Origin of the sequence: Candidatus Tisiphia endosymbiont of Piscicola geometra (genome assembly GCF_964026415.1) — a bacterium.
In the GTDB taxonomy this organism is placed as follows: domain Bacteria; phylum Pseudomonadota; class Alphaproteobacteria; order Rickettsiales; family Rickettsiaceae; genus Tisiphia.
In genome coordinates this window covers 1,276,989-1,292,256 of record NZ_OZ032144.1, presented here as the reverse complement: position 1 = coordinate 1,292,256, position 15,268 = coordinate 1,276,989, and the positions used below count along the sequence as shown (strand labels likewise).

Genomic DNA, 15,268 nt, shown 5'->3' with positions numbered 1-15,268 from the left:
TTAAAAGTATGATATAATAGATGTTGAAGTCAATATAAATAATGATTTATACTGACTTATAAGGGGGTATTACAGCGATAGTCATTAATAATACTAAATGACTATCGCTGTGCAGGCGTGAGCGACCGTGAAGCAATTGGTCTTAAGATCGTATGGATCTTGGTACTCTAGCCCAAATCCCCGAGACGTTTGAATAGTTGATTGGGATGCCTTTGCACTCCCGCTTACAATCGTAAACATTAAAAGTCTTCGAGGTATTATGCCATTATATAATAATTTTATTGGTCTTGATATAGGAAAATTCAATTTTGTTGTTGCTATTCATGGAAAAAAAGAAACTAAAGAATATAATAACAACTCTAATGGAATAGCTGATTTTATCAAGGATTACAAAAAAGAGGTTAGTTCTGCATTGTGTGTTTTAGAAACCACAGGTGGATATGAAATGGAACTATTACTAACGCTTTGCAATCAGGGTTTTGCTGTACATAGAGCCAATACTCGCAAAGTTAAAAACTTTATTAGGTCTTTTGGGAATGCAGCTAAAACTGATAGTCTTGATGCTAAAGCTCTAGCACTTTATGGTTTTGAACGGTCAGAAAGATTAGAACTATTTAAAGTACAATCTAAGCAAGCTTTAAACTTGTATGAATTAGTCGGACGTAGGAACGACCTCAAACAAATGTTGATTGCAGAAAAAAATAGGTTTCAGTCCCCGAGAGCTGATTTAATCAAGTCTAGTTGTGTTAAAATAATCGAAGTACTAGAAGAACAAATTGCATCTATTACTAAAAAAATAGATGACTTAATAGCAAAAGATAAACTCTTGCAGGCTAAGAAAGAGACACTGCAAACTATTAGTGGTATAGGCACAGTAGTATCTAATGAGCTTATAGCTTTGTTACCTGAACTTGGTACATTGAACCGCAAACAAATAGCATCATTAGTAGGTGTTGCACCAATATCTAATGATAGCGGTAGATATAGCGGATATAGACATACAGGTCATGGTAGAAGTTTTGTTAGACCTATGTTGTTTGTAGCTGCTATGGCTGCTAGAAATTCTAACTCTGAACTGAAGGTATTTTATGAAAAATTGATCAATAGAGGAAAAAAGAAAATGGTGGCGATGGTAGCATTAATGCGGAAAATCATTGTGATTGCAAACGCTAAGTTACGTGATTTAACTAGCTCTGCAGAAGCAATAAAAATTTAAACCAAATTTATTTAAATTTTTATTGCGAACATAGTTGATCTATATGACAAGTTTCATGGATTGCCAGCCTCACGTACGTTCGCTCGCTAATAGACGGTTTAAGCCTTACAACAACGCTTCGCTAATAGACGATTTTTTAACTTTCAACAGTTATGCCCAATTACCCTACCCATTGTATACTATTCGTAAATGAAGAGTTGGTAGACGATAGTATAACTTCAAGAAGAGCTAGCAGTAGTAAAATCGAGCAGCGTAGCGTACATGAGTAACGGAGCAGCTTCGATCTTTGGTCGCGGGAACGCCAGTTCTTGAAGTTCTACCTGAGTATACCCTTTATTTTTTCAATTCATTGCTACTTTTATTAGTCAAGATTAATCCCATAATTAAATCATAAGCTCTAGCAAATTGATAATCTTTTTTATAAAGATCAGATAATTGTTCTAGAGTATTTTTTGGTTTGGTATTTTTTGTAGTATCATCTGTTTTCTTAATAAGTTCTTTATTCTTATCTGTAGTATCTACTTTTTTATCATCATTTTTATTATTATCGTTTTTTAGATAATTCTTTAGAGAAGATTCAGAAAATCTCTTATCTATTGATTTTGTTTCGGGATACTTAACTTCTGCCATCTCAACCACTATGTCAGGTTCAATACCCTCTGCTTGAATTGAACGACCACTAGGAGTGTAATATTTAGCTGTTGTAAGCTTTATAGCAGCTCTAGGACTAATTGTAGCAAAGCTTTGCACGGACCCTTTACCAAAAGATTTTGTTCCAAGTATTACTGCTTTTTTATGATCTTGCAATGCACCAGCTACGATTTCTGCAGCTGAAGCAGATCCAACATTAATAAGAGTAACAATCGGGACAGATGGTGCTTTTTCTGCAAATTTATTGCTAGTCAATACCGAGTTACTATTTTTGCTTCTGCCTTTGGTAGTAACGATTACCCCAGAATCAATAAAATATTCGCTAACCGCAACAGCCTGATCTAACAAACCACCACCATTATTACGTAGGTCTAAGATAATACCTTTTAGACCATTTTTACTTTCATTTTTTAAAGTTTTTATAGATTTTTTTAATTCTGCAATAGTATGTTCATTAAAACTCCCTATCCTTACGTAAGCGATATTATTTCTTTCTAAATGGGCTTTTACTGGTGTAATTGTAACTATTTCTCTAGTAAGTTCAAGTTCCTTTGGCTTGCTTTCACCTTCCGTGATTACCAATAATTTTACCTTTGCCCCTGGTTCTCCACGCATCTCTCTGACCGCTTTATTAAATCCCAAATTTGATACCAACTCATCATTAACCCCCACAATATAGTCTCCAGCTTTTATACCTGCCTTATAAGCTGGTAAATCATCAATAGGGGAAATGACTTTGATAGCACCATTGTCATACTGCACTTCAACACCAATACCTCCAAATTCTCCTTTAGTGTGGTCAAGAAAATATTCTAGATCCTCATCAGTAATGTAGTTAGAATGAGGATCTAGCGAAGTTAACATGCCTTCTATAGCTGCATCAGTCATTTTTTGTTTTTCAGGATCTTGGACATAGTCTCTATTAACACGTTCAAAGATATCTTGGAATTGTTTTAAATAAGCTGAATTTGGTAATTCTTTCTTCTTTACTTCTTCAGCAAATGTTATATTAGAAAAAATGATAGAACTTGATAATAATATTGTAATTAAACGTAAGAACATAGTACTCCTGTAATTTATAAGTAGTTGGTAGATGACACAATTTTAAATATCTAGATTGTTTATAATAGTATCCATTTTAATTAAAGCCTGATCATAAATAAACTGGAAACGTTTTTCTGGTTTCTTGCCCATAAGATTGTCTACCATCTTAGCAATATTATCAAAATCATCTATAGTAACTTTTAAAAGTGACCTATTTTTTGGATTCATTGTTGTTTCTTTTAACTGAGCTGGCATCATTTCCCCCAGTCCCTTAAATCTACCAATGTCTATTTTAGCTTTACTATTTTTTAATAATCTAGCAGTTAAATCAGTCTTTTGTTGATCATTTATTGCATAGTAAGTTTTATTAGACTGTGTTAGTCGATAAAGTGGTGGTTTTGCAATATATAAATGACCCGATGATACTAGCTTTGGCATACGAAGGTAAAAAAACGTCATTAACAGTGAGGCGATGTGAGCTCCGTCAACATCAGCATCTGTCATAATTATTATTTTTTCATAACGTAAATTTTCTTCTCGGTAATTTTTAAGGCTACCGCATGCTAGTGCCACTTCTAGATCTTGAATTTCTTGATTATTAGTAATCTTTTCTAGAGTCGCATTGGCAACATTTAGGATTTTGCCCCGAAGAGGCAAAATAGCTTGTGTTTCTCGATCTCTTGCCTGCTTAGCTGATCCTCCAGCTGAATCTCCCTCAACCAAAAATAGCTCCGTCCCATTAGGAGACGTTCTTGTACAATCGGCTAATTTACCTGGTAGTCGCAATTTTTGTGTAGCAGTTTTACGTAAGGTATTTTTTTCATTACGCTTATTTATTCGGAATTCAGCAATATTGACTATATGCTCAACTAATTGGTTTGCGGCTACTTTATTACTGCTCAACCAATGATCGAAATGGTCCTTAATAATGTTTTCTACTATTTTATTAACCCCTAGTGAAACCAATTTTTCTTTTGTTTGTCCTTGAAATATTGGATCTTGGATAAAGATAGAGAGAACAATAGAAGAAGTTTCAAGAATATCTTCAATAGTAAGTAGAGTTGTTTTTTTATTACCTATCATCTCGCCGTATATTTTTAAGCCGCGAAGTAATGCATTACGCAAACCTTGTTCATGAGTTCCACCAAGGGGGGTGGGAATAGTGTTACAATATGATTGTATGAAGGGTTGGTATTCATTTTTATTCCAAGCAATTGCCCATTCCACTTTTACGTGATCTTGGTCCCAGTCAATATTACCACAAAAAATCTCTCCACTAACTAAATCGTCATGATTTATTTTTGATATTAAATAATCCTTCAAACCATCTGGAAAATGGATCAGGGCTGTTGTCGGTACATCACTTTTAGTCTCAATCTCACATTGCCACTCTATCATTACTCCCCTGTACAAATAGGCTTTTGATTTAGCTAATTCGTATATTTTTTTAGGAGAAAAACACGATTTTTCACCAAAAATTTCTAGGTCAGGATGAAAGTGTATAGATGTTCCCTTTAATTTTTTTGCAACATCTTCGCTTTCTAAATCATTCAATTTATGCCCTTTAGAATAAGATTGCTTAAATAATTTACCCTGCTTGTACACTTTAACTTCTAAATAGTCAGATAAAGCATTAACAACAGAAATACCAACTCCGTGTAATCCACCTGCTGTTTGGTATACATTATTCGCAAATTTACCTCCCGAGTGGAGCTGAGTTAGAATCACCTCCAAAGCAGATTTTTCAGGAAATTTGGGGTGATTATCGACAGGAATTCCTCTACCATTATCAGAAATAGTTATACTGTTATTCACATGCATTCTTATGGTTATAATGTTAGCAAAACCAGCAACAGCTTCATCCATAGCATTATCCAGTACTTCCGAAACAAGATGATGCATAGCATTTTCGTCTGTTCCGCCAATATACATACCAGGACGCTTGCGTACAGGTTCAAGCCCTTCTAATACTTCAATATCTTTTGCAGTATATGAATTATTAATTTTAGGCTTTTTATCATTAAAACTAAATAGATCAGACATATTATGGCATTAACTTACAAGTTTTTGGGTAAAATTTGTGCAAAAGGTGAAAGCCACTACTATAGAGCCTTTTGCACTATTTTGAAAGATAGAGAAAAGCAAGCAAACATACAGCAACTGCCTGAAATATAACCCGTAGTGACATTAATTTTGAGCTAAATTTTTTATCAAATTTCCCACCAATAGCCATAGAGACAATCCCTATCACTAAGACTAATGTAGTCAAGCTTAAAGCAATTAACGTATATATCATTAAAATTCCTCGAAAGAGTTATTATAACCTATTCATAAATAATATAAAATCCGAAAATTAATTATCTTTCGTTCAAGAGATTTATTGCATCTATACAGGCAAATGTGGCAATTTTTGTTATCTCACTTGCTGACGCTCCCATTTGTACTATTTGTACCGGATATTCAAAACCATTAATTATTGGTCCTATAAAAACACCTCCAGCTAATTCTTGCAACAATTGTGTTGATATTGCAGCCGAATGTAGACCGGGCATAATTAATACATTAGCAGGACCTGATAGCCTACAAAACTTATATGAATTACGATTAGGGTTCAGAGCAACATTAGCTGACATTTCGCCATCATATTCAAAATCTAGACTCATACTATCTAAAATTCTAACAGCTTCCCGTACTCTATTTGCCTTTTCTCTCATTGGATTACCAAAAGTTGAGAAGGAAAGTAGTGCAACCTTTGGTGTCATTCCCATATTTTTTGCTATATTAGCAGTCTGCAAGGTTATTTCTACAAGATCTTGCTCATTTGGCAGTTCAGCCACACTATTATCAGCAATAATTATATTATGCTCCTTGGCAATCAGAATGGAATAACCTAAAATTCTGTTATTTTCTTTGGCTTCCATTACCTTCATAATATCCTCTAAGCTACTATAATAGCTCTTTGTTACACCAGTAACCATACAATCAGCATCGCCACAAGCTACCATGATAGCTGAGAATATATTTTTATCACTTTTAACTAGTCTAGCACAGTCACGGTATAAGTAACCTTTACGCTGTAACCGGCTATAAAGAGTATCTATATATTTATCAAGATTTTGGTTAATAGCAGCATTCATTATGGTAATACCATCTAAATCATAATTCATACCTATTCTATTTAAAACAGCAGATATTTTATCAGATCTACCAACTAGGATAGGATGAGCATACGAAGCATCCCGCATACTCATAGCAGCTATAATTACCTCTTCCTCCTCACCTTCAGCAAAAACTATTCTTTGAGGTGTTGATTGTTGAATTCTCTCAAATAATAGATTCATGTAATGAGAGGTAGGATTTAACCTACTTTCCAGCTCCTTTGCATAATTCTTAACATCAAATTCGGTAATTTTAGCAACCCCACTATCTATGGCAGCTTTAGCTACCGCTACCGGAACAGTGGTAATTAATCTTGGATCAAATGGTACAGGAATTATGTAATTTGGACCAAAAACCATTTTCTTACCAGGATATGCTTTATAAACTTCATTCGGAACAGCTTGTCTTGCTAATTCAGCTAAAGAAGTTGCTGCCGCTATTTTCATTTCCTGATTAATAGTAGTAGCTCTAACATCTAAAGCTCCACGGAAAATATATGGAAATCCCATAACATTATTAATCTGATTATTATAATCAGAGCGTCCAGTAGCAATAATTGCATCGCTTCTAACTAGCTGTATATCCTCCGGAGTAATCTCTGGGTCTGGATTAGCCATGGCAAAAATGATAGGATTTGCAGCCATGCTAGCTACCATTTCTTTAGATACTGTTCCTTTAACAGATAAACCAAGGAATACATCAGCTAACTTCATAGCATCACTCAGAGTTCTAAGATCGGTCTCGACTGCATATAATTCTTTCCATTTGTTCATGCCTTCTTGCCGACCTTGGTAAACTACCCCCATTTTATCACATAGTATAACATTTTTTTTGTCTACACTAAGAGCAATTAATAATTCAATGCAAGCAATTGCCGCTGCCCCTGCACCACTTACGACAATTTTTAGACTATCAAATGAACGATTGGTAAGATAAGCTGCATTAATTAAACCTGCAGCAACAATAATAGCTGTGCCATGCTGATCATCATGAAAAACAGGTATCTGCATACAGCTTTTTAATTTTTCTTCAATTATAAAACATTCTGGAGATTTAATATCTTCTAAATTAATGCCTCCAAAACTGTAATTAAGATATTTTACTGCATTAACAAACTCATCAGGGTCAGTCGTATCTATTTCAAGATCAATAGAATCAATATCCGCAAAGTTCTTGAATAAAACGGCTTTTCCTTCCATTACGGGTTTCGACGCAGCTGCCCCTATACTACCAAGACCAAGAACTGCCGTACCGTTAGTTATTACAGCAACTAAGTTGCCTCTAGCAGTATATTTATAAATATCATCTATATTTTTCGCAATTTCAAGACACGGAGCTGCTACCCCTGGCGAATAAGCCAAAGCCAAGTCATGTGCAGTATCCAAAGGCTTAGTTGTCACAATAGCAATTTTGCCTGGCTTACCTTTTTGATGATATTCTAAGGCTTTGAGATAATTTATTTTATTCATTTCACCCATGATGTTATTCCTTCTTAATTACTTCAAGTGTTTATTAACCTCAGTTTTGGATTAGAATTTTTAATTTTAATCCAAAACTGGTTAAAATATCAGAAAAATGCATTCTTGAAACGGTTCTACGAATGCATTTTAATCTATTATTGCTAATAATCTTATTTTTATTGGTATAAAAATAAGATTATTAGCAAATGAAATATTTAACAATCAGGCGTCAAACCGCTTTAAGCCTGGTTGTTTACATTCTCATTCCAATTTCGGATTAATGAAATTAATCCGAAATTGAGTTTATTAGTTATATCATCCACATAAGAACTGACAATGATACTATTGAGAAAAGTGTTGTGAACGTAATGATTGATGCCATAGATTCTGGATCACCACCAAGTTGGCGTGATAGAACGTAAGCAGTGCTAGCACACGGCAGACAGCTATACAGGACACCAACTGATTTAGCAGTACCAGTTATTGACATTAGTGACAACACAATTATTGTGACAACAGGAAAAGCCACTAACTTAACAAAACTAGTAAGCAATACATTTTGTAAAATAGCACCACGCATAAAAAATTTGAGACTTGCCCCAACATTTAGCATACCTATAGCTAAAGCAGAGTTGGACAGGCTAGATAAGGTTTTTTTTATACCAAGATGTAATTCTAAACCAGAATAATTAAAAAGAAATCCAATTATACTAGCTATAATCAAGGGATTTTGTACTATCAATTTAAGTATCAATATAAAGCTAGCTTTAGGCGACTTAGCTACTGAACTATCAGGGATATAACGTGCAAAAATCATTACTGATATGATATTAGTAAAAATGATCATATAGGATGAAATCACAGATACTATAGCAAGTCCCTCCTTACCCAAGAGAGGACTACTAACACCAAAAAATATATAACTATTAAAACGTATTGCACCTTGAAAAGTTGAAGTAAACTGAACCTTGTCAAAATTGGTTTTCTTCTGATAGATAATTAAAGCCAAAGAAATAATAGAGGTGGAGATGATTAATGCAAATACCAGTTTTATTATAGACGATGCATTTAAATCGGCTGCAGATATATTATTAAAAAGCATAATAGGGAAAAGAAAAAAATATGATAATTTCTCTAATCCTCGCCAAAATTCTTCAGAAGTCAACCATTTCCTTTTGATAATACTACCAAACAAGGGAATCAACAAAACAGGTAATGTACTAGAAAAGATTTCGTTCATCAGTTTACAATTATCCCAATTAGCAATTGGCTGTAAATATTATGTTATACCCCAATTCGGCATAAGAATTGACAAATTCTTATGCCGAATTCGCGTGTTACGATTAAAATTTTACCTCGCATAATATCAGAGTTTGATTGCAAATCAAGACGTATACTCAAATGACCCTTTGAGTATCAATCAAATTTCTTGATTATTTTGCTTAAATCTTATAGAACTCATAGGGAAGTCTAATGAAGTTCCTAAGATGAGGGAGCTATTTTTATTGTATGTACCTAAATTAATTATATATAAAATACTTAGTGGAATCAAATATTCTGATATACTCGATGAAAATCAAGAATTGCGTTGTCGTCTTCAGGGTTCGTAGGTAGCCACGTACTAAATGTACGCCTAGCACCTCGACCCTTCGACTCCTGCTACTATCATGATTTTGATCTTCGTCTATCAACTCTTCATTTACGAGTAGTATATATTCTAGTAAACTTAAATTATTTTTAGACCGTGATGAATCATAACATAGTTAACTTGGCAGCTGCCATTGTCTTGTCCCTTGGTATTATTTTTGGATGGCAATATTTTTACGATAAACCAAGATTACAAAAATTAGAACAGCAAAATAAAATATATAATAAGCAAGTTCAAGAGTTAAAGAAAAAGAATGTTCAAGTAGAAGCATCTAAAGAAGCTGAATCCTTTGTTGCTACCAAGAGAATTCAGATAAACTCAGAATTACTTTCCGGATCAATTTCTTTAAAAGGTCTTCGATTTGATGATTTAATCTTGTTGAAATATAAGCAAGATTTATCACCAGATAGTAAACCTGTGGTATTATTTGCTAATTCTCAGTCAGAAGAAGCTTATTTTGCTGAAATAGGTTGGTTTAATAAAGATAACAGTACTATTCTTCCTGATAGCGAAACTCTTTGGCAGGCTGATAATGATGAGTTAACTCCTGAAAAAGCTGTAGATTTATCATGGACTAACAAAGATGGGATTAAATTTTTGATTACGATAAGTATGGATAGTAATTACTTATTTACCATAGAGCAAACTACGGTAAATGATAGTAAGCAACCAATCTCAGTGCAATATTATGGACTAATTAACCGTAAATATAATGGCAAAGAGAAAGTGGCTAATATCCTGCATCAAGGACCAATTGGTGCTATTGATGGTAGGCTTAAAGAACATTCCTTTGATGACTTAAAAGATAAAAAGATTGAAAAATTTCCGCAAGGCGTTGTTGATTGGATTGGCATAACAGATAAATATTGGCTAGCTTCCTTAATTCCGGATAAAATTAGCAAGTATAGTTCTAATTTCAATTGTGTAATAAAAAACGGTATTGAAAAATATCAGGTTGACTTCATTTCACCAACTCAAACTATAGAAGTAGGAAACAAATTTACTATATCACAAAGATTATTTGCCGGAGCAAAGAAAGTTGATTTATTAGATAAATACGAAAAGCAATATAATATTATGCTATTTGACAGGGCAATTGACTTTGGTTGGTTTTATATAATCACTAAGCCAGTTTTTAATGCTATGAACTTTTTTTATCACTATGTTGGTAACTTCGGTATTAGTATCTTGATTGTAACTGTTATCATAAAACTGCTAATGTTTACTCTAGCTAATAAATCATATCGTTCGATGAAAAAGACAAAAAATCTTCAGCCTGAAGTCGAGAGAATTAGGGCTTTATATGCTGATGATAAAATGAGGCTTAACCAAGAAGTTATGGCATTGTACAAAAGAGAAAAGGTTAATCCCATAGCTGGTTGTCTCCCCCTTATTGTACAAATCCCAGTATTTTTCTCAATTTATAAAGTGTTAAATGTAACTATTGAGATGCGTCAATCACCATTTTTTGGTTGGATAAAAGATTTATCTGCTCCAGATCCCACAACAATTTTCAACTTGTTTGGATTACTGCCATTTACGTGTCCAAGCTTCCTGATGATTGGTGTATGGCCCATTTTTATGGCTCTGACTATGTTTCTACAGCAAAGGATGAGTCCAGAGCCAGCTGATCCAGTTCAAGCTCAAGTAATGAAATTTATGCCGCTGGTTTTCTTAGTAATGTTTAGTAGTTTTCCAGCAGGATTGCTGATTTACTGGTCTTGGAATAACATTTTATCGATAATTCAACAATATTACATCAATAAGTTAGACAATAATGTCGGTTGATAAGGTTACAAAACTTTTCCGTCAAGAAGTAAAATTCATCGCTGGTGTGGCAAAAATAAATCAGTTTCCTAGCATATTTTTGCCAGAAATTGCATTTGTCGGCAAATCAAATGTTGGCAAGTCAAGTTTGATTAATAGTATATGCAATAATTCAAGTCTTGCTAGGGTGTCTAATACCCCTGGTCGTACTAGGCAAATAAATTTTTTCTCCCTTGCCGATAAACTTATTTTAGTTGATCTTCCTGGATATGGCTTTGCAGAAGTACCAATATACATAAGGCAGCAGTGGGAAACCTTAATAGCCTGTTATCTCAGAACGAGTTTAAACCTCAAATTGGTAAATTTATTGATTGATGCTAGAAGAGGAATAAAGCAAAATGACATAGAGATTGCTAAATTATTACTTTCTTGTAATAAAAATTTTCAAATTGTTTTTACAAAGTCGGATAAGGTAACACATAGAGAAAACCTAACGACGTTAACACAGAATTTTCTTGCAACTTTAGGCTACTCCTGTAATGTAATTTATACAAGTAGCAGGAGTAAAGAAGGTGCAAAAGAATTGCAGTTTAATTTGGCAAAATGCATTAAATTATAAAGAAAAGGAGGGAAAAGGTTTTGCCCGTGTCAAAGATACTAGCCTAATTAAAGACATAATAAGACGTAGTAGTGAAGTTAGAGACCAAGTCATGGTATTTAAGCTACCGTCATTAATTATTGATGATGACAAATTGTTAACGAATTTTGCAGAGGTAATACAGTTACTTGACAGTTGTGGCATTAAAATCTTTATAGTTCATGATCATACTAATTTGGTAAATGATACGCTAAAATTGTTTGGCTGTGATGAAAAATTTATCAATAATATTAAGGTAGCCGATTATAAAAGCTCGCAGATTATGGAAATGGTTCTGTCTGGCTATATTAATAAGCGTATAGTTTCAAAGCTCTGTAGTTTAGGTTGTTATGCTATTGGTATTTCCTGCAAAGATGCTAATCTTATTCAAGCTAAAAAATCAAAATTATCACATAGGAGAGACAGTAATCAAGCTGTAATAGATATTGGGTTTGTCAGTGAACCAGTTATAATAAACCCTGAGATTTTAATAAATTTTGAAGATAGCAACATTATTCCTGTTATAACACCAGTAGCTAGTGATGAGAAAGGCAATACTCATCTGCTGGATGTAAATCTGACGACCTCGATAATTGCTTCCTCATTAGATGCAGATCATTTAGTATTATTATGTGATGGGATAGAATTTGCCGGAGAGAAGTACATACGAGTAAGGGATATTAATGTATTGAAAGAGATGTTGAATAATACTGTTGATCCTGAAAAAGTTAGCTTGCTTGAAGCAGCTTTAAGTGCTACTCAAAACAGTAGCAATTATGTACATTTTCTCAATTCGGCTTTCCCTGATTCGATATTGTTAAGTATGTTTATAAGTAAAGAATATGAGTGAACCCCAATTTGGGATAAGAATTAGTTAATTCTTATCCCAAATTGGGGTAGTGAGTTATAGATTTAATTTTTGGTAAAAAAGCAAAAGAGAGGTAATTTATGTCAGGCAGTTTAGTATCAGACCCGTTATTTGTCGGTTTAACAAGACCTGCAATGATATTTGGTGTGAGTATAAAATTTGCAGCACTTAATATGATTATATCTATGTCATTATTTATTCAAAGTAATAGTGTTATGAATTTGCTTGTTGCTTTTGTGATTCATATGATAGGGTATGTAATATGTTTTAAAGAACCAAGATTTATAGAATTGCTTTTAAATAAATCTTCTAAATGTAGTCAGTGTCCTAATAAATCATTCTATGGAGCGAATTCATACGGTATCTAGGTTTTATGAGCAAAGTATAAAATGACAAAATGATAAAATTATCTGTAACAAAAACAGCCAAAGAGTCGAGATCTAGGAAAGAAAAACCTACTTCTCATTTTATTCCTTATAAATGCCATTGGGATAGTAATACTATTTTAACTAAAAATAATGAATTATTACAAGTAGTAAAAGTAGGTGGTTTCTCCTTTGAAACAGCCGATGATGAAGATTTAGATATTAAAAAAAATATCAGGAATTCGTTACTTAAAAATATGTCATCAGGCAATATTGTGATGTATTTCCACACGATCAGGAGACGCAAACCAGTGATTTTTGATGGGCTTGAATATACCTCTGACCCTACCATAAAAGTACCTAATGATTTCACAACTTATTTATCAAATGAATGGCGTAAGAAACATGCAGGTTCTAGGTCGTTTTTTAATGAATTATATGTTAGTATTCTTTATAGACTAGATAAAGCTGGGGTTGCTATAATCGAATATTTCATTAAAAAGCTGATGCAAAAGTCTGATAAATCAGCTTGGGAAAATGACATGCGAGATATGCAGGATAGTTTGCGAGAAATGTCCTCAAGAGTAGTTAATACATTCCATAGTTATTCGGCGAGGTTACTTGGCGTACGCAAGTCAAATAGTGGCTATTGTTGTGATATTATGGAATTCTTGGGTACTTTGGTGAATTGTGGATCTTCAATGCAAATGGCCGTTCCAAGAAATTCAATAGACCAATATCTCCCCACTCATAGATTGTTTTTTGGTTCTAGATCTATAGAAGCACGTGGTCCAAAGGGTAGAAGATACGCCGGTATATTAAGTATTTTAGAGTATGGACCATCTACGTCAGCTGGAATTTTTGACGGATTTTTACAAATGCCTTTTGAGTTTGTAATGACCCAAAGTTTTGTTTTTGCTAATAGGACAGTGGCGATTAGCAAAATGCAATTACAACAAAATAGAATGATTCAAGCAGGGGATAAAGCTGTATCACAAATTGCTGAAATCTCTCGAGCACTTGATATGGCTACCAGTGGTGATATTGGTTTTGGAGAGCATCATTTTTCGCTTCTATGCTCTGATAGTAATTTAGAATCCCTTGAGGATACCCTATCTATGGCTTCTGTTGAACTCTCCAATTCTGGAATTCAACCTGTTAGAGAAAGAATTAATATGGAACCAAGTTATTGGGGGCAACTTCCTGGAAATATGGATTATATAGTAAGGGGTTCGACTATAAATACTTTAAACATGGCTAGTTTTGCATCTATGCACAATTATCCATTAGGTAAGGTTTTTAATAATCACTGGGGAGAATATGTAACTGTACTCGATACTACCTCGGGAACACCTTTTTATTTCAGTTTTCATGTTAGAGATGTTGGGCATACTCTGATCATTGGTCCAACTGGTGCTGGTAAAACAGTATTAATGAATTTTTTATGTGCACAAGCACAAAAATTTAAACCTAGAATGTTTTTCTTTGATAAAGACCACGGTGCTGAAATATTTATTAGATCACTTAATGGGATTTATACCACAATTGATCCAGGAGGAGAATGTAACTTTAATCCTTTGCAACTTGATGATACTGGGGAGAATAGAACATTTATATTAGAATGGCTTAAAGTATTGGTGACTTCTAATGGAGAGTCGTTATCATCAGAAGATAATAAGATTTTATCACAAGCAGTAAGTGGTAATTTTAAGTTAGAGAAAAAAGATAGAAGATTAAAAAATGTTGTAGCATTTTTAGGCATAGATGGTCCTAATAGCTTAGCAGGCAGGATTGCTATGTGGGTTGGTAAAGGCTCTCATGCTAGAATATTTGATAATGAGGCAGATAATATTAATTTGCAGCAAGCTCGAGTATTTGGCTTTGATATGACCGAACTGTTAAAAGATCCAGTTAGTCTTGCTCCTGTACTACTATATATTTTCCATAGGATTAGTATTTCTTTAGATGGTCAAAGAACTATGATAGTTCTTGATGAGGCGTGGGCTTTGATTGATAATCCAGTATTTGCTCCCAAAATTAAGGACTGGCTAAAGGTTTTGCGTAAGTTAAATACTTTTGTAATTTTTGCTACCCAAAGTGTTGAAGATGCAGCTAAAAGCAGGATTAGTGATACCTTGATCCAACAAACTGCAACACAAATATTCTTACCAAACCTTAAGGCAACTGATATTTATCGTAGTGCTTTTATGCTTAGTCAACGTGAATATATTTTGATAAAAACTACAGATCCAACATCGCGTTATTTCTTAATAAAACAAGGGGTAGATGCAGTTGTTGCAAAAATAAGTTTAGATGGTATGACTGATATTATCAATGTTCTTTCTAGTCGGGTTGAAACAGTGTTATTGTTAGATCGGATTAGAGAGAAATATGGTAATGATCCTGAGAAATGGTTACCGGTATTTTATGAGGAAGTAAAATCACTTTAGTTA

11 protein-coding genes are annotated in these 15,268 nt (G+C 33.7%); 6 read left to right on the top strand and 5 right to left on the bottom strand.

Annotation, left to right across the window (positions count from 1 at the left end; all coding sequences use genetic code 11):
• The first annotated feature begins 259 nt into the window (after positions 1 to 259).
• On the top strand, positions 260 to 1,216 hold the full coding sequence (locus tag AAGD26_RS06150) for an IS110 family transposase (protein ID WP_341751380.1): 957 nt from the start codon (positions 260 to 262) through the stop codon (positions 1,214 to 1,216).
• A 333-nt stretch (positions 1,217 to 1,549) separates the two neighbouring features.
• Here AAGD26_RS06150 and AAGD26_RS06145 read toward each other — a convergent pair whose 3' ends face one another.
• From AAGD26_RS06145 to AAGD26_RS06125, 5 genes are all read right to left on the bottom strand, one after another.
• Positions 1,550 to 2,929, bottom strand: a complete 1,380-nt coding sequence (locus AAGD26_RS06145) for a S41 family peptidase (protein ID WP_341751521.1) — start codon at positions 2,927 to 2,929, stop codon at positions 1,550 to 1,552.
• A 42-nt stretch (positions 2,930 to 2,971) separates the two neighbouring features.
• Complete coding sequence (gene parE, locus AAGD26_RS06140) at positions 2,972 to 4,954, bottom strand: DNA topoisomerase IV subunit B (protein WP_341751520.1); 1,983 nt, start codon at positions 4,952 to 4,954, stop codon at positions 2,972 to 2,974.
• Between the two features lie 76 nt (positions 4,955 to 5,030).
• Complete coding sequence (locus AAGD26_RS06135; protein ID WP_341747906.1) at positions 5,031 to 5,207, bottom strand: twin transmembrane helix small protein; 177 nt, start codon at positions 5,205 to 5,207, stop codon at positions 5,031 to 5,033.
• A gap of 61 nt (positions 5,208 to 5,268) precedes the next feature.
• A complete protein-coding gene (locus AAGD26_RS06130; RefSeq protein WP_341751519.1) occupies positions 5,269 to 7,548 on the bottom strand; it encodes an NADP-dependent malic enzyme in 2,280 nt (759 codons plus the stop codon).
• 292 nt (positions 7,549 to 7,840) lie between these two features.
• On the bottom strand, positions 7,841 to 8,770 hold the full coding sequence (locus AAGD26_RS06125) for an AEC family transporter (RefSeq protein WP_341751518.1): 930 nt from the start codon (positions 8,768 to 8,770) through the stop codon (positions 7,841 to 7,843).
• Between the two features lie 507 nt (positions 8,771 to 9,277).
• On the opposite strand from AAGD26_RS06125, the gene yidC reads away from it, so the two are divergent.
• The 5 genes from yidC to AAGD26_RS06100 all read left to right on the top strand — a co-directional run bounded on the left by yidC (position 9,278) and on the right by AAGD26_RS06100 (position 15,265).
• Positions 9,278 to 10,966 carry a membrane protein insertase YidC gene (gene yidC, locus AAGD26_RS06120; protein WP_341751517.1) on the top strand — a complete coding sequence of 563 codons (1,689 nt, stop codon included), beginning with the start codon at positions 9,278 to 9,280 and terminating at the stop codon, positions 10,964 to 10,966.
• Positions 10,956 to 11,564 carry a ribosome biogenesis GTP-binding protein YihA/YsxC gene (gene yihA, locus AAGD26_RS06115; RefSeq protein ID WP_341751516.1) on the top strand — a complete coding sequence of 203 codons (609 nt, stop codon included), beginning with the start codon at positions 10,956 to 10,958 and terminating at the stop codon, positions 11,562 to 11,564. The genes yidC and yihA overlap by 11 nt, the downstream gene beginning before the upstream one ends.
• Positions 11,518 to 12,432 carry an acetylglutamate kinase gene (locus tag AAGD26_RS06110; RefSeq protein ID WP_341751515.1) on the top strand — a complete coding sequence of 305 codons (915 nt, stop codon included), beginning with the start codon at positions 11,518 to 11,520 and terminating at the stop codon, positions 12,430 to 12,432. The genes yihA and AAGD26_RS06110 overlap by 47 nt, the downstream gene beginning before the upstream one ends.
• 98 nt (positions 12,433 to 12,530) lie before the next feature.
• On the top strand, positions 12,531 to 12,818 hold the full coding sequence (locus tag AAGD26_RS06105) for a VirB3 family type IV secretion system protein (RefSeq protein WP_341747912.1): 288 nt from the start codon (positions 12,531 to 12,533) through the stop codon (positions 12,816 to 12,818).
• A 32-nt stretch (positions 12,819 to 12,850) separates the two neighbouring features.
• Entirely contained in the window at positions 12,851 to 15,265 is a 2,415-nt protein-coding gene (locus AAGD26_RS06100) for a VirB4 family type IV secretion/conjugal transfer ATPase (RefSeq protein WP_341752331.1), read from the top strand.
• The last annotated feature ends 3 nt before the right edge of the window (positions 15,266 to 15,268 follow it).